This is a genomic window from Coriobacteriia bacterium (genome assembly GCA_034370385.1).
Taxonomy (GTDB): Bacteria; Actinomycetota; Coriobacteriia; order Anaerosomatales; family PHET01; genus JAXMKZ01.
Window position 1 is genome coordinate 1 of sequence record JAXMKZ010000051.1, and the last position, 19,588, is coordinate 19,588.

The following is a 19,588-nucleotide window of genomic DNA, read 5'->3' on the forward strand; positions in this document are numbered from 1 at the left end:
CGAGGCGTGTCACCCCAAGGAGTTCGACCTGATGCCGGCCAACCATACGATGGGCTTCATCAAGAAGACCCACGCCAAGCGCGCCGACGCCGACCCGGCCTACTGTGCCATGTGCCACCCCTCGGACTTCTGCGTGGGGTGCCACCGCGGCAAGGCCGTGAGCCCCAACGCCCCCGGCTACCAGATCATCCCCGATGACCACAAGAAGAAAGAATGGCAGACGGGTCACGGCCCGCTCTACCTCGACGGCAAGGGTGCCTGCGGCTCGTGCCACGACGACGCCAGCTGTAAACGCTGCCACAAGACCGTCATGCCGCACCCGCTGGGATGGATCGAGGAGCATGCTCCTGACCCGGGCGTGCCCAAAGATGACTGCAACATCTGCCACACGGACCGCAGTTCGTGCCAAGACTGTCACCATACGGGCGTCGATCGCTCGGAGCTGACACGCAAGAACTGCACTCCGTGCCACGATGAGATGAAGCAGGTGCCGGCCACCGGTATCAAGCACAAATCCTTCGCCGAGCATGCGGTCCACTTCGACGTCAAAGAGAAGAAGGGAAGATACTACCGGTGCGATGATTGCCACATAGGATTCGGCAGCGTCGGCACCGGTCAGAAGAAGGAGGGCCTGCCCGAGGCCACGCACGAGTTGAGGCTCTGCTTCGGGTGTCACGGAAACCTGGACTACCAGAACCGGGAGATCGCCCCGTGGACGGGGCGCGAGTTGTGCATCAGGTGCCATACCGACCTCTATCTCTAGTCGCAGGTTGGCAGGTTGGTCGCTTGTGCTTGACGAGGGACCGGAAATGACATCCTCGGGCATTTGACACCCGCGGCGTTCGTCCGTAGATTCGCCCAGTGACCCTATGGCGTCGAAAGAACAGCCCCGGCAGGCTCCGACGTCTCGCAAGGGAGTATCGAGTGTTGGACTTCAAGCGTGTCAGGCCGCTCGACGCGGCCATCGTCGCCCTCGTCGTGGTAGTTGCTATCCTCGGCGGCTATCTGGGCTACACCGTGTGGCAGAACAGCCGCCAGGTCGTGGGGTCTTCGCCCGTCTCGCGTGGCATCGAGGACCTCGTGGCTTCGGTTCGCCAGAACCCCGACAACCTGCCCATGCGCATGCGGTTGGCGCAGGCCTACATGCTCGCTGGGCGTCGCAACGAGGCCGTGGACCAGTACGAGACCATTCTCAAGGCAAGCAAGGACTACGCGCCTGCGCTAGCCGGTCTGGGCACGTTGGCGCTGCGCGAGGGTGATTTCGCGACGGCCGAGGGCTACTTCCGTCGGGCGTCGGAGCTGTTCGCCAAGCAGCCGGGCGCGGCGGGCTCGCAGGCACTTGAGCAGTCGTACTTCTACCTAGGCACCGCCCTGCTCGAGCAGAAGGAGTACGAGGAGGCGTCAAGCTACTTCAAAGCCGCATTGCGCATCAAGCGCGACTCGTCCACGACGCACTATCTGCTCGCGGTCTCTTTGCGCGAGATGGGTCTTGGCTCCGCGTACCGTGAGGCCCTCGGCAACACGCTGCTGTTCGATCCGAAGCATCCGGAGGCCAACTACGACTACGGTAGGCTCCTCCTCGCAGACGGGGATGAAGCGTCGGCGGCCGAGCACTTCCGCACGTCGGCGGATTCGGCACCGGGCGTGGATTTCCCGATGGACGCCCTCAATGACATGGGGACCGTCGAGGAGCGCGTGGCGGCGGCTCGCAAGCTTGCCGCCTCCGACCCGGGGCAGGCGCTCATCGAGGCGCGAGTAGCAGTCGCGATGGATCCGAAGTCGGTTCCGGCGTTCCTGGTGCTTGGTGACCTGTACGCGGAAGCCGGCAACGAGAACCGAGCGCGCGATGCGTACCGCAAGGTGCTCACGCTGGATGCGGCCAACGATGCGGCGAAGGCCGGCTTGGAGCGAGTGGGCGATGGATCCTAAGGACCCGATGGGCAACGTGCCCCAGATACCGGATCCGGTGCATGGCAGCCCGCTCGACGTGGAGCAGGCCAGGCGCGACGAGTCCGGCCCGCGCAAGCTCACGAGAAAAGAGCGACGCCGCCGCTGGTGGCTGCTGGGACTGCTGCTGGTTCTGCTCGCCCTGCTCGCCTACAGCACCTACTACTACTTCCAGAATCGCCGCCTTCCGCTGGTGGGCATCGAGGCGCCGGAGGTTACCGAGCCGCCGCGCTACCTGTACTCGATCACCGGCACCGGCAAGAACGAGCTGCAGATCCCCCTTGGCGTCGGTGTCGGCCCCGATGGCCGGGTCTACGTCGTCGACTTCGGCAAACGCCGCGTGAGTGTTTTCACCAACGCCGGCCGCTATCTCTTTGCTTTCAAGGAGATCAGCGACGGTGAGGAGCTTCAGAATCCCGTCCAGATCACCATCCAGGGCGAAGAAGTCTGGGTCACCGACAGGCGGCTGCGCAGCATCGAGATCTTCGATCTGGAGGGCGAGCACCTGCGCACCTTTGAGCCAGTGGGCGAGGAGCTCGATTGGTCGCCGTTGGCCGTCGGTTTCGCCGCTGACGGTGGCTTCGTGGTCACGGACGTGGGCAACACCGAGAAACATCGCGTGCACTACTTCACAGCGGAGGGCAGCCGCACGGCCACCTTCGGACGCACCTTCCAGGCCAACGCCCCAGAGGAAGAGCCGGGCTCATTCTTCTTCCCGACCGGTGTGGCCATCGCCAAGGACGGAAGCGTCTACATCGCTGATGGCAACAACCGTCGCGTTCAGGTGTTCGACTCCGCTGGCGCGTTCAAGCGGTTCGTCGACACATCAGGCGTGCCGCGCGGGATCATCATCGATGCCGTGGAGCGCTTTTACGTGGTTGATGCAATCGCGCATGCGATCGATGTCTACGACCTTGAAGGCGCGCTGATCACGCAGTTCGGCGGGCGAGGCCTCGGTATCGGGCAGTTCAACTACCCCAACTACATCGCGCTTGACCCCAAGGGCAAGATCTTCGTCTCCGATCGAGAGAACGACCAGGTGCAGGTCTGGGGATGGCCGACGCTTGAGCCACCGGCCATCGTGGTGCCCAAGTCGCCGTGGGGCTGGCTTGCGTGCTTGGCCCCGCTGCTGCTTCTGCCGTTGCTCCTGCTGCGCAAGCGCCGCGTTGTCGTGACACCGGAGTTCATGGAGACGCTCATCGACATGGAGGAGATTGCGCATGCCTCTGAAAAGCGCCGACTGCGTCTGGTCGCGCCGGTGGCGGATCGGCATCTCTATGCAGGTCGGGTCGTTCAAGACGTCGATCTCGAGCAGCTTCTGTCGTTTGAGGACTACTCGGAGCCTGACGCCCGGGCGATGGCGGACAAGTACCAGCTGAACGAGCGCGAGGCGATGCTCTTCACGATGGCCGAGCGCGCCAAGGCACTTGCGACCCAAGACATCGAGCTCCGCCGACTTGCCGCGGTGGCTGACGTACGCACCGTCGACGCCGAGGAGTTCCTCCAGATCTACTTGGGCATCCATGACAAGTGACAGCCTTAACGAACTGGTGGTTGACCTCGCATACGCAGGGGAGTATGGTGTTTGTGTGGGACTTGTAACGCTTGTTACAAGGAGGTTCTAGTCCGGCAACGTGGAACCGCCCGCGATTGATATGAACGCGAAACATCGAGATCTCCGAGCTCCTCTGACCTAACGCACCGCCCGCGGTGCCACGGTCGCCGAGCCGCCTAGGGTGTCACGGGAAACGGTGGCGCCTCCCTCCTTGGAAAGGAGATCGCAGTGCGACGGCCTCATGCGTGAGGATTCCGTCGTTTCTGCGTCGTTCCAAGGGTAAGGGAGGCGTTACGCATATGGGTTACCTGACCGGTACATTGCCTCCGAACGATTTCGGGCTGTGTGCCGGTCTTTTCGTTGTCTGCTCTCGTTCGAACGAAGTCCCGGCGTGGAAGGAGAAGCACTTCGATTCGTTCGTCATGACCCCGGTGAGGGGTGGGAGCGCGAAGTTTCTGTCCGAAAACCTCGATCAGGAAGGAACGAGGTATGGCAACTAGAGACACCGGGCAGCCGGCGTCGGGGATCACGAGACGTGATTTCCTCAAGACGACCGCTGCTGCCACCGCGGTGGCCGGTTGTGGACTCGAGTTCATGTACGATCCCGCCAAGGCGGCGGCGTACGAGTCGAGTCCCCTACACACGGTCACCTTCACCACCTGCCCGTACTGCTCCGCCAGCTGCGGTCAGCGGGTCGTCAAGGAGAACGCCTCAGGCAAGGTCGTCGACATCTACGGCGACTTCCAGTCCCCCTGGAACTCCGGCGGACTGTGCTCCAAGGGCGCAGGCACGCTCCAGCTCGTGAACAACCCGCGCCGCATCGGCGCATGGACCGGTGCTGAGCTCCAGGAGATGACCGGCAGCACCGATCACCCGGTCAACAACGTCTTCAAGGCGACCGGCAGCGACGTGGCCTACAAGCGCGCGGGCAACGACCCCTGGACCGCAGTCCCGCTCGCAGAGGCGATGGAGGACATCGCTGAAGGACTTGTGGCGGCTCGCGGTGCGCTGAGCACTACGACATACAACCAGAAGAACGTCGCGTTCTTCGGCTCGTCGCATATGAACAACGAGCAGAACTACCTCTACCGCAAGCTGATCGCGACGTTCGGCTCGAGCAACGTCGAGCATCAGGCCCGTATATGACACTCGTCCACGGTGGCCGGTCTGGCCGCCGCATTCGGACGTGGTGCAATGACGAACAACTGGGCCGACATCGGCAACACGACACTCGTCATGGTCATGGGCGCGAATCCGGTTGAGAACCACCCTGCGTGCATCGCGCACATCAACAGGGCGCGCTTCCCGAAGGACTACTTCGCCTCCACTGATCCTCGGTCGAACAAGAAGCCGGCCGATCTCATCGTTGTCGACCCCCGGAAGACGCGCACCGCGCTTCAGGTCGATCCGAACCGACCGGGCGATCGTTACGTCCGTATTCGCCCTGGCACTGACATCGCCTTCGTCAATGGTGTCATCCGCGCAATCATCGCTGAGATGGAGACACGCCTAGCAGGGGATCCGGTTCGCGATAAGTTCTACGCGTTCCTGAACCAGGGCGCGAATCCTGCTGCAGCGACGATTCCCGCGTGGTCGCGCCAGTCCTTCTTCCCCAACAAGTCGACCGGCGGCAGCGGCTTCGGTGCACCGATCTCTGGTGCGGTTGACGGCGGTTCGAAGTACACGGATGCGCGCTTCATCATCCGTGGCGACGGCAATGACTACGATCGCGAGGATGTGGGCCTCACGGGCGCTGCGCTGGTCGGCGGCGAGACTCCCGCACAGATCATCTACGGCTTCCCGAAGAAGGCAGCCACCGTGCTCGGTGATCCCAACACGGTGTACAACCGCCTCAAGGCTCACGTCGATCCGTACACGCAGGCCACCGTCGCCGACATCTGCGGCTGCACTACGGCTGACGTACGGTTCGTGGCTGATGCCTACATCGCCAACAGCCGCTGCTCGAGCGGCGCGACACCTGACCCCGACGGCAACTGGCCCGGTAACGGCCCGACCGGCGTCGGCACTGCGGGTGAGGATCCCCGTAACGCCTCGTATCGTGCCACGACCATGCTCTATGCGATGGGCTTGACGCAGCACACGTGCGGAGGCCAGAACGTCAAGTCGTTCGCCGTCCTGCAGACGCTCATGGGCAACCTGGGTCGTGCCGGAGGCGGCATCAATGCCCTGCGTGGTATCCACAACGTCCAAGGCTCGACCGACATGGGCGTTCTCTATCACCTGATTCCTGCGTACTCGGGCAATCCGTCGACGCAGGTGACGGCGATTCCGGACACGACCACCAACGCGTTCGGTAAGTACATGGACAACCTGTGGGGTTTGCCGTTGTCCGGTACCGGTACTCGCACGGACATGAACGGTTCGTACGACGATGCCTACTACACCGCGCGTGGCGCGTTGCAGCAGGCCGGCTTCCTGAACATGACGCGTTTTTGGTTCGGTCCCACGGCTGACGGCACCACTCCCCACATAGCCGATGGCGATCGCACCAAGATCGATGCGGCGTACTCGCTGTGGCCGAAGGGCAACGGCGACAACCACGTCCTCATGTTCCGCAAGATGGCGAGTGGTGACACGAAGGCGGCCGTCGTCTGGGGACAGAACCCCGCGGTCACCGAGCCCAACCAGAGCAAGATCCGGGAAGGCTTCTACAATCTCGATCTGCTTGTTGTCACGGATCTCTTCGAGACCGAGACCGCGGGCGTGGACCGTAAGCCCGCCGGTGTGACCTTCCTGCTGCCCTCGTGCTCACATGTGGAGAAGGCAGGCTCGTCGGCCAACTCCGGTCGCGTGCTGCAGTGGCGCTATCAGTCGACCCTTCCCAGGGGAGCCAGCAAGGACGACACGCACCTGCTGCTGATGCTCGCCAAGGCGCTCGACGTCAATGTGGTCGGAGGCAGCGCGTTCTCGCACATCAAGGCCGTTTGGGACACCGGTGCGTACGGGTTCACCTACACGGGTTCCGTCTACGACAACCTGTTCGGCCGCCAGTACGGCTGGGACGGCGCGAGTGACTTCAATGCTGTCTCGCTCGTCGGTGACTACGTGGCCCCGCTGGGCACGACCGTCGACGCCGCGCCCGGGATCGACACCGGCAAAACGCTGACCGGTTCGGAGGCCGTTGCGGAGTACATGTACCAGCAGATGAGCCGTGCAACCGGTGGCGCAGGTACTCCGGGAACCGGGTGCATCTGGATCTACACGAACGGTTATTCGACTGGCAAGACCACGAACAAGCATGCCGGCCAGTCCGACTGGGCTGTCTCGAACCGCGCCAAGTCCCGCAGCCGCTGGGACGGCAACGGCACGTTCGCGTTCCCCGGCTGGGGCTACTCGTGGCTCGTCAACCGCCGCGTACTGTACAACCAGGGCGAGATCCCTGGCGACATCAACGACTGGTTCATGAGTGCTGAGTCGCAGTCCAGGATGTTCAATGCGGTTGCCGGCTCCGCACCCGCCCTGCTCAACTACTCTCGCTGGTATCGCACGTATCACATGCTGTCGGACACCCCTCGTGGCGACGACAACCTCGTGCCGGCGATACACAAGCAGGGACCGGGCGGCGCGGAGAGCTCACGTCGCTTCCCCGGGCATACCGAACCGTACGAGAGTCCTCGCGAGGACCTGGTGGCAACGTGGGGCAAGAACGCGTCTGCCACGGGCGCTCTGGGCACTGGCACGGCGAACACCTATGAGAACCTGCTGATGAGCGGCACCGCGAAGGGTGCGGTCGCGAGCTTCCCGCTGGTGCTCACCACCATCCGGTGCGTCGAGCACTTCCAGGGCGGTCCGATCACGCGCAACAACTGGTGGAATGTCGAGCAGGAGCCCGAGCCGTGGGTCGAGATCAACTCGGCGGACGCGCTGCTGTACGGCATCAACGACGGCGACATGGTGAACGTCACCACCGCCCGTTCGAACTCGACGAGCAACCAGGAAGGACGCACCGTGGGCGCTGCCGGATTCGCGAAGGGCTTCCGCGCACGCGTGGGTGGCGGCCTGCAGGCCAACCAGCGTGTTGGCCGGGGCGTCGTCGCGATTCCGTGGCACTGGGGTGACCGTGGCCTTTCGGCCGGCTCCCGAGCGAACGACCTCTGTATCGATGCGGGTGATGCGAATACCTACATCCCTGAGTACAAGGCCTGTCTGTGCAAGATCGAGAAGCTGTAAAGGAGGTGTGACCGATGACTGTGATGGCAATCCTTCAAGAAGTCGACAAGTGCATGCGCTGCAACGGCTGCGTCGTCGCCTGCAAGCGCGTATGGGAAACGAAGCTCCCCGAGGACATCGAGGACGTTAAGCCGTTCCGTGCGGTCGTCAAGGCCAATCAGCGCCTGGCGATCAAGTCCAACCGTCGTGGCGACATGGGTCCGTTCGTCCGCTTCACGTGTTGGCACTGTCCTGATCCGCCCTGTGCGGGGTCGTGCCCCTTCAGCGCGATCGTCAAGCAGGAGAACGGCGCTGTGAGCGTCGACAACACCAAGTGCGATCCGGATGCCTGCAACCCGAACGCTGGGCTCGGCGCACCGTACCCGTGCGAGGTTTCTTGTCAGCGCGGCGGTTATCCGAAGACCGGCTTCGCCTATCAGGCTACTCCGGACGTCGTCAAGATGAACAAGTGCACGCTGTGCAATGGTCGCGCCGGTTCCGACGCGCAGATCACCGCTGTCGGCGGCGATCCGCTCCTCGGCCTTCCGACCCGTGCTACGTCTGCTGAAATCGGCGATGTGCCGGAGAAGAAGCATGAGCCGGCCTGCGTCAGTAGCTGCCCGGCAAAGGCGATGATGTGGGACACGCGGGAGAACATCCTCGAGTACCTCAACACCGCTGCCAACGGCTACTACAATCCCGCCACCGGTTGGCGCGGATGGGCGGGTTCCGGTTCCATCTACTGGGCCAGCCGTAGCAACCGCTTCACCCCGCCGAAGGCCGACCCGTTCATCGAGGATCACGTAGCCCCGATGGCGTCGAGCCTGCTGAGCGGCTCCAAGTTGCTCCTGCCGACGATCGTCATCGGCGGACTGGCCGCGATCTCTGCGCGCCGAACCAGCAACGAAGAAGAAGCATCGATGATCGAAGGGGGTGTGAAGTGATGAGAAGGCTATCAATCCTCATCGCGAGCGCTGCCTTCGTGGCAATCGTGCTTCCGGCCACCGCGATGGCGAACTTCGCCATCCACGGCAACTACGCCACTGACACCGACGCATGCGCCGGCTGTCACCGTGCACACACGTCGTACAGCTCGGTCACGTGGACCGATAATCTGGGCAACGACCAGAGTGCACTGCTCATCGGCGGCACCACCGAAGTGTGGGAGTTCTGCTACGTCTGCCACGGCGCTGACGCTCCGGGTGCAGATACCAACGTAGAGGACGGCGTCTACGAGGGCACGCTGTACGGCGAGCCCGGTGGCGACCTCAACGGTGGCGGCTTCGGTCGCCCCGGCTTTGAAGACGGCACGTGGTCTTCGACCCACATGTCCGCTGGTTCGTGGGGCGCCTTCGGCGGCGGCATCACGGGCATGGACGTGGACTCGTACGACCTAGGCACCGGCCCCGAGGTCCAGATGGGATGCGGCGCCTGCCACGATCCTCACGGCAGCGCGAACTATCGCATCCTGAAGGGCTCGCTCGCAGTCGGCGACTACTCGGTCAACGTGGGTGGTTACGGCCCCGGCGGTACGCCTCTTGATCCCGACCCGAACGGCTTCGTCTCGTCCGTCGAGACCGGCTTCCCTGAGGGCGGATTCAGGCTCAGCACCGAGTACCCGAACTATCAGCCGAACTACACCACGGCCAAGTACGCCAAGGGCTACGATCAGCCGGACATGGACGCTGGCAACGGCGCCCTCGGCATCAACGAGAGCAAGGGCATGAGCGGTTGGTGCTCCGGATGTCATACGCAGTACAGCGCGTACGACAACGCAGATCCGAACACCCCGAGCCGTGGAGCCACGGTCGCCGCGTCCTTCTCGACGACCTATGCGGCAGGCGAGTGGGTCGGCGGTACGCCTTCGAACCTGATGGTGCGCCACCGTCACCCGATGAACGTCGAGCTCGACAACTACCAGGGCCCCGACCGCGACATGCTGTTGGGTGCGATCCCGAGTCTCGAGCCGACGCTTCCCCTCGCTCACGATTTCGATGAGCGTGGAGCGGCCCAGGCCCCGGAGGCCTCGGACTGGATCGAGTGCTTGACGTGCCACCGTGCCCACGGCACGAAGGCGACCATGACCGGGTTCGCGTCTGAGGCCGGCATGAATTCCGTCGTTGACGAGACCGGATTCCCGACGAACCCGTACGTGGGTAACGAGGCTTCCGCGCTGCTCCGCGTCAACAACCGCGGCGTGTGCCAGGGCTGCCACAGCAAGTAGCAGTCTCGCTCGTTGCAGGTGTTTCAGGTACTGTCGGAAGGGCCGGGGAGCAAGAACCCCGGCCCTTCCTTATCGGGTGGACGCGAAGGGAGCGGTGTGATCCAAAGCAGGCTCCGGGACATCGGCCTCCTTCTGGTCGCGCTTGTCGGCGCTTCTGGCTGGTTCGTGTCCTCAACGGTGCTGATGGAAGAGCTGCCGGACGCGTTTCTCGTGCTGGCTGCATGCGTAGGGGCGCTCGCGTTCGCGCTGGCGCTAGCGGGGGTGCGGCGCACATTCGCGCTCTTGCGCCGAGGTGGCGCTGACGTGTACGCCGCGCTCGCAGGCGGAGCCGCCGCCTTCGCCGTTGCTCCACTGCTGGTGCTGTCACAGCGCGCGAGCGACGCCCCCCCCGGTACCGAGGTTCTGCTTTTCACGACATCAGCTTGGGCGCTCATCGCATGCGTGGCGGTCTACGCCGTCCGGCCGCGGCCGCGCAGCTCTATCGGCTTCTCGGCCTCGCTTCTCGGTCTGTTTGGCGGCCTCGTGATACTGGCCAACTGGGAGCGGCCAAGCTCGCTCTCTCCCTTCGTACGCTTCCCTGAGCAGCATCTGATCATGCTCGTGGCGGGCGTTATCTTCGCTGCCGGCGCTTACGCGCTCTGGGGCGCATCGCGGCGGCTCACGGCCACCCAGACCGCGGCGCTCGCGACGGTCGCGGCGGCGTTCGTGGCGCTGATCGCCGCCATTCCTGCAGCTCCGAGTGCTATGGGTGCGCTCCCCAGAACGTGGAGCGCCCTTCTGGTATTGGGCGTGTTCGGAGCGCTGCTCGCGATCGGCTGGATCCATCTCGCTGCGTCGACGGGACTCGTCGGGGCATCCGGTTCGCTCCTGCTGGTGCCTGCAACACTCACGGGACTCTCGATTCTCGAGCGTTCGCTCAGTGTGTACGGTCCGGACCCGATCCAATGGGAGCCGGTGCTTGCGGGGATCGCGCTGAGTGTCGGGGCGGTGTCCGCGCAGTGGCTCACTCTGGAATCACCTGCGACGGTGACCCCCGTGCGAGCTCTTGCTCGCAGTTGGCCCGTCCGAGTAGCTGCAGTCGCCACGCTGGGCCTGGCGGCTGCATCCGCCGTCACGCCGGGCATCACGGTCGTGGTCGCCGGAGCGTTCGGCGAGGAGTACCGGGCGGCATGGGTCATGCCTGGCATCGAGGTCGCAGTGGGTTGGCTTGCGATCGGTGTGGCTGCTCTGGCAACGACCGCACTGCTGGACGCGGCTGCAGGCCGGCGACGCAGCGCTATCGTCGCCGGAGCGCTTGCTGTCTGCGCGCCCCTGGTGTATCCGATGATCGCGAACACGCCGCTGCGCACCGCCACTAAGTGGATTCCGGCCGACGTGTCGCAGACGCTCGGCACGGAGTATGCTCGAATCACCTTCGCCGCCGTTCTCGACCCGGTGAGAGTGGCATCAATCGTCGTGTCGGTTGCGGTGGCCATCGTGGCGATCACCCTAGCCGCGCGCAGCAGACCCGATGCGGTCATGTCGGAAGGAACACCATGAGGCGCTCTGTGTGGACCGCGGCGCTACTGGCCGCTCTCGTTCTTGCCGTGGGAGGGCTGTCGGGCTGCCAGCGCACGGTCGAAGTTCAGACGGGCGTACGAGTCGAGTGCCCGTACGGTCACGTGGACAACTCCGAGGTCACGTCCGTCGAGGTGCCGGCGAAGACCGCTGCTGCGTACCGCGTGCGGACCGAGAAGCGCGTCTGCGACCGTCATGTGGCGTTGGAGGAGCTCTATGCCGAGGCGCAGACCGCACTGGCGGCCGGTGATGTGAAGACCGCGCAAGCCAAGCTCGAGGCCGTTTCGGCCGAGGACGCCGGGTTCAGGCAGACGGCGACGCAACTCCAGGCTATCGCCAAGGGCGAGAAGCCCAAGCCTGACACGGGCGAGGGCTCCCCGGAGCCCTCAGTGCCGGCTACGGTGACGCCTAAGCCGGGAGAGGGCGACACCTCGGGGCCTGTGGGCTCGCTCAAGAAGTACACGCCGGACGAGCTCGACGGGTTCACCGCGCGATCGCCATCGATCGATGGGTTCTCGATTGCTCGCCAGTACGCGCCGTCGGGCTCGTCGGATGCGGCGTCACTCGTGATCGTCGCCGAGCAGTTCCGAACGCCAGCGGAGGCGAAGCGGGCGCTTGACGCCCAGATGACGGGTTACTCTCAGGACGCTGCGACCCAGAAGCTCAACGGCCATGATGTCGTGTCGGGGAATGACGGCAGGACGTTTCTCTCTGCCGGCTTCACCGAGGGTTCCGTATTCGTCGTACTGGAGATGGCCGCTAAGGCGGGCACGGATCCCCAGGACCTGAAGTCGTCGATTCTCGACGCTATCAAGCAGCTTCCCTAGGAGCGTTTGACCGCCGCGCTACGGGACGATGTGGACCGGGGTCCCGACCTCGACGCGCTCGTAGAAGTCCTCGATGTCTTCACGAAGCATCCGCATGCAGCCGTGGCTTGCAGCCGAGCCGATCGAGTAGCGCTTGGTCGTTCCATGGAAGCGGATTCCCGCGGCGTTGATGTTGAGCGCGCGCGTTCCGAGCGGGTTGCTCGGGCCTGGCCCGATGTAGGCCGGCATGTCCTTGCCCCAGCCGTTGGGTGCCGGGTTCGACCACGTCGGCATGAATCGCTTGAGGACGATCTCGAACTGCCCCTGCGGGGTGGGGTAGCCGGGCGTGCCGATTGCGCACGAGTACTTCTTCTCGATCTTGACCCCGTTGTACAGGCGAATGCTCCTCTCCGAGAGGTCCACCACGATCGTCTTGCCCATGGACTTCTCAGTCACCTTGGGCTTGAGCGTCTTCACGGGAAGTTCGACGGCACGCGCTCCGTCCGCGAGCGCCTTGTCGGTTGCGAACGCCGCCGAAAGCGCATCGACGGCCGCGGTCCCGTCCACTGACCGGCCGGTTCGGGACTTGGTGATCTTGACCGTGCTACCGACAACGGTGAGAGAAGCGTCGATGGAAGGCCGATCTACGCTGTCGGCCACACCTGCGAGCCACGTTGAGATCGCCGCTTCGTCGACGGTGTAGGTCGGCTCGACGTCCTTCGTGAACGGCGTACCGATCACGTCGTGTCCGAGTCGCGCCAGGTAGGAAGCCGTGCGCCGGGGCGCGTAAGCCTCGGCGATCATCGCGTCCACATCGACGCTCACCGTACCGCGCGGGTCGAAGTAGAAGGTGCGGCCATCGCCCTCGACGGCTACCGGCCGCAGCAAAGGCGCGACGACGGCCTTCTCGATGGCGTCGCGGGCCTGCGCCTCGGACAGCCCGGACAGATCGGTGCCGGCCACACTCACGCCGCTTGGCACGTAGCCGCGGGAGCTGTAGTCGTTGACGGTGGCCCAGGCCATCGTCGCCGAGAGCGCGAGCAGACTCGCCGCAAGCAACACTATGAGAACGCGTTGTGACGTGCTGGGGGCTTTCATGGCGTGAGGATTCTTTCTCGAAAGGCGCTAGTGGGACCTAACGGCTACTATTATAGACGCATCGGGAAGCAAGTCATCTGCCGACTGCCATTTTGTGCGATTCATGGGGGTACACCGCTTGGCAGAACCTAGGTCCGAGCAGGCCTACCGAGGTAGCATCGACAAACTCATCGGCAAGATCGGCGCGGCGCGCGGCATCGATCTGGGCAACTATCGGCGTTCCTATCTGGAGCGCCGCGTCGCCGCTCGCCTGAGAGTGGTCGGTCTTCACTCGTACCGACAGTACGCAGACCTGCTCGATTCGAACCCGGCTGAGTACGACGAGCTCATGGGAACGATCACGATCAACGTCACCGACTTCTTTCGGGACAAGGTCGTGTGGGACATGCTGCGCCCCGTGCTCAAGCAGCTGATCGAGCAGAAGCGTCACGGCAGGAGCCGGACGCTGCGCGTATGGTCGGCGGGGTGCTCGACCGGGGAGGAGCCGTACTCCATCGCCATGCTCCTTCTCGACCTGCTTGGTGAGCATGCATCCGACTTCATCGTGTCGGTGACCGCGACCGACCTCGACCCAGACGTCTTGGCGGTCGCAGAGCGCGGCATCTACGATAATGAAAGACTCCGTCACATTCCGCCCGCCTATCAGGTACGATTCATGCGTAAGCTGGACGCGAAGCGGTTTGAAATCGCACCGGAGGTCAAGCGCCTCGTCAGGTTTCGGGAACAGAGCCTCTTCGAGCCGGCTCCCTTTCGCGTCATTGATCTGGTGATGTGCAGGAACGTGTTCATCTACTTTGACCGGGAGCAGCAAGAGCGGGTGCTTGAGAACTTCTGGTGCTCGTTGACGCGCGGTGGATACTTGGTCTTGGGTAGGAGCGAGAAGTTGGCCCCGGCGGCGGCGGCGCGATTCGAGGCTGTTGTCGGGCGCGAACGGATCTATCGCAGGCCTACTCGGGCGTGAAGGCGGCGTCGTTGCCGTCTTCGGAAGGGGAGTGAGGGGATTGACCGAGCACAGGCGCAGTGAGGTGCGGCGAGGGTTGTCGTTCTGGTTCACCGTGCTGACATGGCTGACTATCGGCCCCGCGGTCGCAGTCGGCCTGCTTGTCACGGCGGTTTTCGCGTGGTGGTACCTCGAGTTGACACCGAGCGACATGCTGCCGGTGATGGCGCTCGGTGCCTTCGCCATGCTCATCGCGGGAATCCCGGGAACGCTCCTGTGGCGTTGGCAGTTCAAGGACAGGGTACTGCGACCCTTGCGCGACGTCGGCGGAGTGATGGAGGCGGCCGGCAATGGGGACATGACGGTCCGGGCCGAGGTCATGCGCGACGACGAGATCGGAGTCTTGGCCACGGAGTGCAACGGCTTGATCGCCTCACTCGGGGATATCGCCGCGCAGGTGCGGCGTTCTGCGGAGTCCGTCTCCGCAGCAGCCTCTCAGCTATCGGCCTCGTCACAGGAGATCAACTCCTCAACCATCGAGATCTCGTCGTCGGTCCAGCAGATTGCGCACGGTGCCGAACTGCAGTCTCGCAAGGTCGATGAGACCTCGCGCTCCATGGAGATCATCTCGAGCACCACCGAGCGCGTAGCCACGCAGGCCGTCGATGCGGCGCGGACCTCGGACGAGGCTGCGAGCATCGCGCGTCGGGGCGAGGAGGCGGCCAGCGAGGCGATTCTCAAGATCAATGAGGTCCAGCAGGCCATCGAGACGCTCGCGGAGTCCATCGACGTGCTCGGCAAGCGGAGCGACAAGATCGGCGGCATCGTCGACGTGATCACGAGCATCGCCGACCAGACCAACCTGCTCTCGCTCAACGCAGCGATCGAAGCGGCGCGCGCCGGTGAGTCGGGGCGCGGGTTCTCAGTGGTCGCCGAGGAGGTCCGCAAGCTGGCTGAGGGCTCCGGGCGGGCGGCGGAACAGATCGGCGAGCTCATCAAGGAAGTCCAGGCTGAGACCGCCAAGGCCGTTCGCTATATGGAGATCGGATCACGAGAAGTCGAGATGGGCAGCGACGTCGTCAGCAAGTCGAGCAGTGCGCTGCGCCTCATCACCGAGGCCGTGGAGCGCACCAATAGCATCTCAGAGCAGATCGCCCAGCAGATGTCCGAGCAGTCGAAGCGCACCAGCGAGGTCGATCGCGCGATGCACGAGATAGCTGCGGTCGTCGAACAGAATGCGGCGTCTGCGGAAGAGACAGCAGCGGCCGCCGAAGAACAGACCGCGTGTATGGAGGAGGTCACAGCGTCGGCGCAGGACCTCTCCGACATGGCGCACAGGCTCGACGAGACGGTTCGTCGCTTCCGAGTGGAATAGGGAGGTCGCGTGTCCGAAGTGAGTGGGGCCGGCTACGTCATCTTCCGGCTGGGTGAAGAGGAGTACGGGCTGCCGGTGACCTCGGTCAGCGGCATCATCCGCTATGAGGAAGCCACGCCGGTCCCCCGGTCCCCTGTGGCGGTTCTCGGTGTGGTCAATCTGCGCGGCCGGGTGATTCCCGTGGTGGATCTTCGCATGCGCTTTCGCGGGGTCGCTTTCGAGCCAGGCCCGACGTCACGTATCGTCGTCACGGAGGGGGCCGCCGGACCCGTAGGCATTGCGGTTGATGCGGCAAGCGAGGTGGCGAGTATCGACGGGAGTCTGGTGCGACCGGTGCCTGAGGGAGTCTTGGCTCCTGAGACGGCCCGCGCCTTCTCAGGCGTCGTCGAGCGCGGCGGCGCGCTCACCATACTGCTTGATCTGGATCATGCCGTACCGCGATCTGAGTATGCGGGCGCGGTCGCACTCGAGGACGAGAAGATCGGAGAGGCCGATGCCTAAGTCGATTCTCGTTGTCGATGATGCGGCGTTCATGCGCATGATGATCCGCGACATCCTGATCAAGGAAGGGTATGAGATCCATGAGGCCGTGAACGGACGTGACGCCATTGAGAAGTACCGCGAGGTCCAACCCGACCTCGTCACGATGGACATCACCATGCCCGAAGTTGACGGCATCACGGCACTTCGTGAGATCCGTGGATCCGATCCGAGCGCCCGCGTGCTGATGGTGAGCGCCATGGGCCAGCAGAAGATGATCGTCGAGGCCCTTGAGGCCGGTGCGATCGACTTCCTCGTCAAGCCGTTCCAACCGACAAAGGTGCTTGAGACCGTCAAGAAGTGCCTCGACAGCGCCCCTTCCTGAGGCGGCGGGGACGTTGTCCAGAATCATCCGGGTGCTCGTGGTCGACGACTCGGCGTTGATTCGTCAGATGCTGACCCGTGCGCTGGCTATGGATCCACGCGTCGAGATCGTCGGCACCGCGAAGACCGGCGTTGAGGCCATCGAGCGCGCACGCGAGCTGAGGCCGGACGTGGTCACCCTGGACATCGAGATGCCTGAGCTCAGCGGGCTCGAAGCGCTGCCGCACATTCGGAAGCACACCGATGCACGCGTCGTGGTGCTGTCATCGCTCGACGATCCGGACACTACGTATCGCGCTCTGGCCAAGGGCGCGATCGACTTCATCGCGAAACCCTCGACCGGTGTCGCGAGTTCTATCACCGAGCTGTCAGAGCGCTTGCTCAAAGTCATAAAGACGGCTCACCGGGTACTCCCGGAGCGAATAGCCGCCTCACTGCATGACGCCGCCGAACCGGCGGGAAGGCCCGGCGCTGACTACTCGAACGCGCCCCAGTCGCGGATAGCGGCGTGTGTCGCCATCGCTGCCTCGACTGGCGGCCCTCCCGCCCTTGAGCGCGTGTTCGCGGGCCTGGCGGCGTCGCTTCCCGCGAGCTACCTCGTAGTCCAGCATCTGCCGGCCGGATTCGCGACCTCGCTCGCGCGCCGACTGTCGCAGGCAGGGGAGATCGAAGTCGTCGAGGCGGCCGATGGTGACTCCCTTGAGCCGGCCAGAGCGCTCCTTGCCCCGTACGGTAGCCACATGGTGATCGAGCAGAACGGAACGAATCGTTGTGTCCGGCTCATCGACGACGAACCGATCCACGGGGTGCGCCCCGCCGGTGACGTCACACTCAAGAGCGTCGCGCGCACGTTCGGTAACCGCTCCGTCGGAGTCGTGCTCACCGGGATGGGAGCGGACGGCGCCGAAGGTGCCAAGGCCATCAAGCTCGCCGGGGGCGACATCGTGGTCCAGGACGAACAGACCAGTGTGGTCTGGGGTATGCCAAGAGCCGCCATCAATGCCGGTGCGGCTACGCGGGTGGTTCCGGTGGGGCTCATCGCCGCGGAGATTCGGCGGGCGATCAGGTCCAGAGCCGATCGGAGGGCTGCCGAGTGAGCGATATGGACCAGTACCGCGACGTCTTCTTAGCCGAGAGCGCGGACTACATGCTGCAGATCGTGGACGGCCTGCTTGCGCTCGAGTCGGCTCCTCACGACCTTGGACCCGTCGAGACCGTCTTTCGCGGGGCCCATTCCCTGAAGGGGATGTCGGCCGCGATGGGCTATGAGAAGACCGCAAACCTGACCCATCGAATGGAAAGCCTGATGGATCGCGTTCGCAAAGGCGAAGTCGTGATCACATCCGATGTCGTGAACCTCATGCTCGCGGCCGTGGACCTCGTGAAAGAGATGATCGATGACGAGTCGGCGGGCGCGGGTCGTCTCGATCCGTCTGAGATGATTCAAGCTCTCGATGGCGTCGTGTCGGATGCCGTTGCGCCTGCCGATAAACCCTCGGATGTGCGTGGTGCCCAGGCGGGTGCCGAGGGTGCCGTGGAGGCCGTCGCGGGAGCAGGGACACTGATCGTGACCGTCAGGCTCGACGAATCCTGCGTTCTCAAGGCCGTCCGCGCGTACATGGTGATCAAGCGGCTCGCCCACATGGGTCGGGTCGTCGAGACCCGGCCATCAGCACAAGACATCGAGGACGAGAAGTTCGGTCGCAGTTTCCAGATCGTTCTCGAGACAGTTTCGAGCGAGCCTGAGGTGCGCGAAGCGGCCACTCATGTCAACGAAGTCGTCGAGGTGGTCATCGAACCGCTCGACGTCGAGCCCAGTGCGCCGGCACCGCCGGCTCCAAGCGGACAGTCCACCAATGCGCGCAGGCGCGACTTGCCGAAGCTGTCTCAGACGCAGACGGTTCGCGTGGCTATCGGGCATCTGGACACGCTCGTTGACCTTGTGGGCGAGCTGGTGATCTTGCGATCGCGTCTGGAGCGGCTCGTCGCCGGGCTGCCGGACGCCGAGATTGTCGAGACCGTGGATGAGCTCCAGCGCATCTCCACCGATCTGCAGTACGAAGTGATGCAGACCCGCATGGTTCCCGTCGGCAACATCTTCAACCGCTTTCCGCGCATGGTTCGCGACCTTGCGGACGAACTCGGCAAGAAGATCGAGTTCTGCATGGACGGCCTCGATATCGAGCTCGATCGCACCGTACTCGACGAGATCGGTGATCCGTTGGTGCACCTTCTGCGCAACTGCATCGATCACGGTATCGAGTCCAGCGACAGTAGGCTTGCCGCGGGCAAGCCAGAGATAGGGCGCATCTCGTTGACGGCGTCGCGCGAGCGAGATCACGTCGCCATCGTCGTGAGTGACGACGGCAAGGGCATGGACGTGGAGCGGGTCTGGTCCAAAGCGGTGCAGCGGGGCCTTGTGACAGAGGCTGAGCGCTGTGACTACGATGATTCAGAGATCTTGGACATGACGTGCCTGCCGGGCTTCACGACGATGGATGCGACGAGCAGGGTGTCAGGCCGAGGCGTGGGCATGGATGTGGTCAAGGGCAAGGTGGAGCACCTCGGTGGAACGGTGCAGATTCTCTCGGTCCATGGGGCCGGCACCGAGTTCATCCTGCGTCTTCCGCTCACCCTTGCCATCGTGCAGGCCTTGCTCGTGGAGGCGAACCAGCACGTGTTCGCGATGCCACTGGCCTCCGTGGACGAGGTGCTCTCCGCAGAGGATGTCAGAATCGAGACGGTCGACGGCTCGTTGGTGGTTGTCCTACGAGACGGCGAGGTGGTACCACTCCAGCGGCTCGATGCGATCCTGTACGATGCGTCACCGGCGACGCTTCCAGAGCCGCGTTCCGCGGTCGTGTTGGTGCAGTCGGGCGCCCAGCAAAGGGCGCTGCACGTCGACGGCATCGTCGGGCGCCGAGAGATCGTGGTCAAACCGCTGTCAGGGCTTTTCCGCGACCAACGCGGCTTCTCCGGTGCGACGATACTCGGGGATGGCAGCGTGATTCTCATCCTCGACCTCCGCGTGCTCTCCTCAACCGAAGGATGA

Annotated in this window: 16 protein-coding genes and 1 riboswitch; of the genes, 15 read left to right on the forward strand and 1 reads right to left on the reverse strand. The window is 64.1% G+C overall.

What is annotated here, in order from left to right; all coding sequences use genetic code 11:
- The 9 genes from U1E26_09935 to U1E26_09975 all read left to right on the forward strand — a co-directional run.
- The coding region (locus U1E26_09935; protein ID MDZ4169955.1) for a hypothetical protein at window positions 1-763 on the forward strand (763 nt) is incomplete at its 5' end.
- Window positions 764-924: 161 nt separating this feature from the next.
- Window positions 925-1,929: a tetratricopeptide repeat protein gene (locus tag U1E26_09940; GenBank protein MDZ4169956.1), complete on the forward strand. Its 1,005-nt coding sequence runs from the start codon at window positions 925-927 to the stop codon at window positions 1,927-1,929.
- Window positions 1,919-3,481, forward strand: coding sequence for an NHL repeat-containing protein (locus U1E26_09945; GenBank protein MDZ4169957.1), 1,563 nt, complete (start codon window positions 1,919-1,921; stop codon window positions 3,479-3,481). The genes U1E26_09940 and U1E26_09945 overlap by 11 nt, the downstream gene beginning before the upstream one ends.
- Before the next feature lie 130 nt (window positions 3,482-3,611).
- Window positions 3,612-3,740: riboswitch (molybdenum cofactor riboswitch) on the forward strand.
- A 251-nt stretch (window positions 3,741-3,991) separates the two neighbouring features.
- Window positions 3,992-4,648 carry a twin-arginine translocation signal domain-containing protein gene (locus U1E26_09950; protein MDZ4169958.1) on the forward strand — a complete coding sequence of 219 codons (657 nt, stop codon included), beginning with the start codon at window positions 3,992-3,994 and terminating at the stop codon, window positions 4,646-4,648.
- Between the two features lie 48 nt (window positions 4,649-4,696).
- Window positions 4,697-7,693, forward strand: a complete 2,997-nt coding sequence (locus U1E26_09955; GenBank protein MDZ4169959.1) for a molybdopterin-dependent oxidoreductase — start codon at window positions 4,697-4,699, stop codon at window positions 7,691-7,693.
- A 14-nt stretch (window positions 7,694-7,707) separates the two neighbouring features.
- Window positions 7,708-8,616, forward strand: coding sequence for a hypothetical protein (locus U1E26_09960; GenBank protein MDZ4169960.1), 909 nt, complete (start codon window positions 7,708-7,710; stop codon window positions 8,614-8,616).
- The gene (locus U1E26_09965) at window positions 8,616-9,896 is read left to right on the forward strand and encodes a cytochrome c3 family protein (protein ID MDZ4169961.1); all 1,281 of its coding nucleotides are present in this window, start codon (window positions 8,616-8,618) and stop codon (window positions 9,894-9,896) included. The genes U1E26_09960 and U1E26_09965 overlap by 1 nt, the downstream gene beginning before the upstream one ends.
- A gap of 96 nt (window positions 9,897-9,992) precedes the next feature.
- Window positions 9,993-11,435: a hypothetical protein gene (locus tag U1E26_09970; protein MDZ4169962.1), complete on the forward strand. Its 1,443-nt coding sequence runs from the start codon at window positions 9,993-9,995 to the stop codon at window positions 11,433-11,435.
- Window positions 11,432-12,280, forward strand: a complete 849-nt coding sequence (locus U1E26_09975) for a hypothetical protein (GenBank protein MDZ4169963.1) — start codon at window positions 11,432-11,434, stop codon at window positions 12,278-12,280. Before U1E26_09970 ends, U1E26_09975 begins: the two co-directional genes overlap by 4 nt.
- Before the next feature lie 18 nt (window positions 12,281-12,298).
- Here the strand turns inward: U1E26_09975 and U1E26_09980 are convergent, their stop codons facing one another.
- Window positions 12,299-13,357, reverse strand: coding sequence for a L,D-transpeptidase/peptidoglycan binding protein (locus tag U1E26_09980; protein ID MDZ4169964.1), 1,059 nt, complete (start codon window positions 13,355-13,357; stop codon window positions 12,299-12,301).
- A 118-nt stretch (window positions 13,358-13,475) separates the two neighbouring features.
- Here U1E26_09980 and U1E26_09985 point away from each other — a divergent pair, with 118 nt between their 5' ends.
- The 6 genes from U1E26_09985 to U1E26_10010 are packed head-to-tail and all read left to right on the forward strand — an operon-like array spanning window position 13,476 to window position 19,588.
- Window positions 13,476-14,318 carry a protein-glutamate O-methyltransferase CheR gene (locus U1E26_09985; GenBank protein MDZ4169965.1) on the forward strand — a complete coding sequence of 281 codons (843 nt, stop codon included), beginning with the start codon at window positions 13,476-13,478 and terminating at the stop codon, window positions 14,316-14,318.
- 40 nt (window positions 14,319-14,358) lie between these two features.
- Window positions 14,359-15,672, forward strand: a complete 1,314-nt coding sequence (locus U1E26_09990; protein MDZ4169966.1) for a methyl-accepting chemotaxis protein — start codon at window positions 14,359-14,361, stop codon at window positions 15,670-15,672.
- Between the two features lie 9 nt (window positions 15,673-15,681).
- On the forward strand, window positions 15,682-16,173 hold the full coding sequence (locus tag U1E26_09995; protein ID MDZ4169967.1) for a chemotaxis protein CheW: 492 nt from the start codon (window positions 15,682-15,684) through the stop codon (window positions 16,171-16,173).
- The gene (locus U1E26_10000) at window positions 16,166-16,537 is read left to right on the forward strand and encodes a response regulator (GenBank protein ID MDZ4169968.1); all 372 of its coding nucleotides are present in this window, start codon (window positions 16,166-16,168) and stop codon (window positions 16,535-16,537) included. Before U1E26_09995 ends, U1E26_10000 begins: the two co-directional genes overlap by 8 nt.
- Window positions 16,538-16,550: 13 nt before the next feature.
- Window positions 16,551-17,633 carry a chemotaxis response regulator protein-glutamate methylesterase gene (locus U1E26_10005; protein MDZ4169969.1) on the forward strand — a complete coding sequence of 361 codons (1,083 nt, stop codon included), beginning with the start codon at window positions 16,551-16,553 and terminating at the stop codon, window positions 17,631-17,633.
- A gap of 5 nt (window positions 17,634-17,638) precedes the next feature.
- Window positions 17,639-19,588, forward strand: coding sequence for a chemotaxis protein CheA (locus tag U1E26_10010; GenBank protein ID MDZ4169970.1), 1,950 nt, complete (start codon window positions 17,639-17,641; stop codon window positions 19,586-19,588).

What these genes read in the sequence shown, in the direction of transcription:
- U1E26_09950 (MDZ4169958.1), top strand. Translation starts at nt 3,992, where the DNA reads ATGGCAACTAGAGACACCGGGCAGCCGGCGTCGGGGATCACGAGACGT.
- U1E26_09965 (MDZ4169961.1), top strand. Translation starts at nt 8,616, where the DNA reads ATGAGAAGGCTATCAATCCTCATCGCGAGCGCTGCCTTCGTGGCAATC.
- U1E26_09955 (MDZ4169959.1), top strand. Translation starts at nt 4,697, where the DNA reads ATGACGAACAACTGGGCCGACATCGGCAACACGACACTCGTCATGGTC.
- U1E26_09960 (MDZ4169960.1), top strand. Translation starts at nt 7,708, where the DNA reads ATGACTGTGATGGCAATCCTTCAAGAAGTCGACAAGTGCATGCGCTGC.
- U1E26_10000 (MDZ4169968.1), top strand. Translation starts at nt 16,166, where the DNA reads ATGCCTAAGTCGATTCTCGTTGTCGATGATGCGGCGTTCATGCGCATG.
- U1E26_09980 (MDZ4169964.1), bottom strand. Translation starts at nt 13,357, where the DNA reads ATGAAAGCCCCCAGCACGTCACAACGCGTTCTCATAGTGTTGCTTGCG.
- U1E26_10010 (MDZ4169970.1), top strand. Translation starts at nt 17,639, where the DNA reads ATGGACCAGTACCGCGACGTCTTCTTAGCCGAGAGCGCGGACTACATG.
- U1E26_09945 (MDZ4169957.1), top strand. Translation starts at nt 1,919, where the DNA reads ATGGATCCTAAGGACCCGATGGGCAACGTGCCCCAGATACCGGATCCG.
- U1E26_09975 (MDZ4169963.1), top strand. Translation starts at nt 11,432, where the DNA reads ATGAGGCGCTCTGTGTGGACCGCGGCGCTACTGGCCGCTCTCGTTCTT.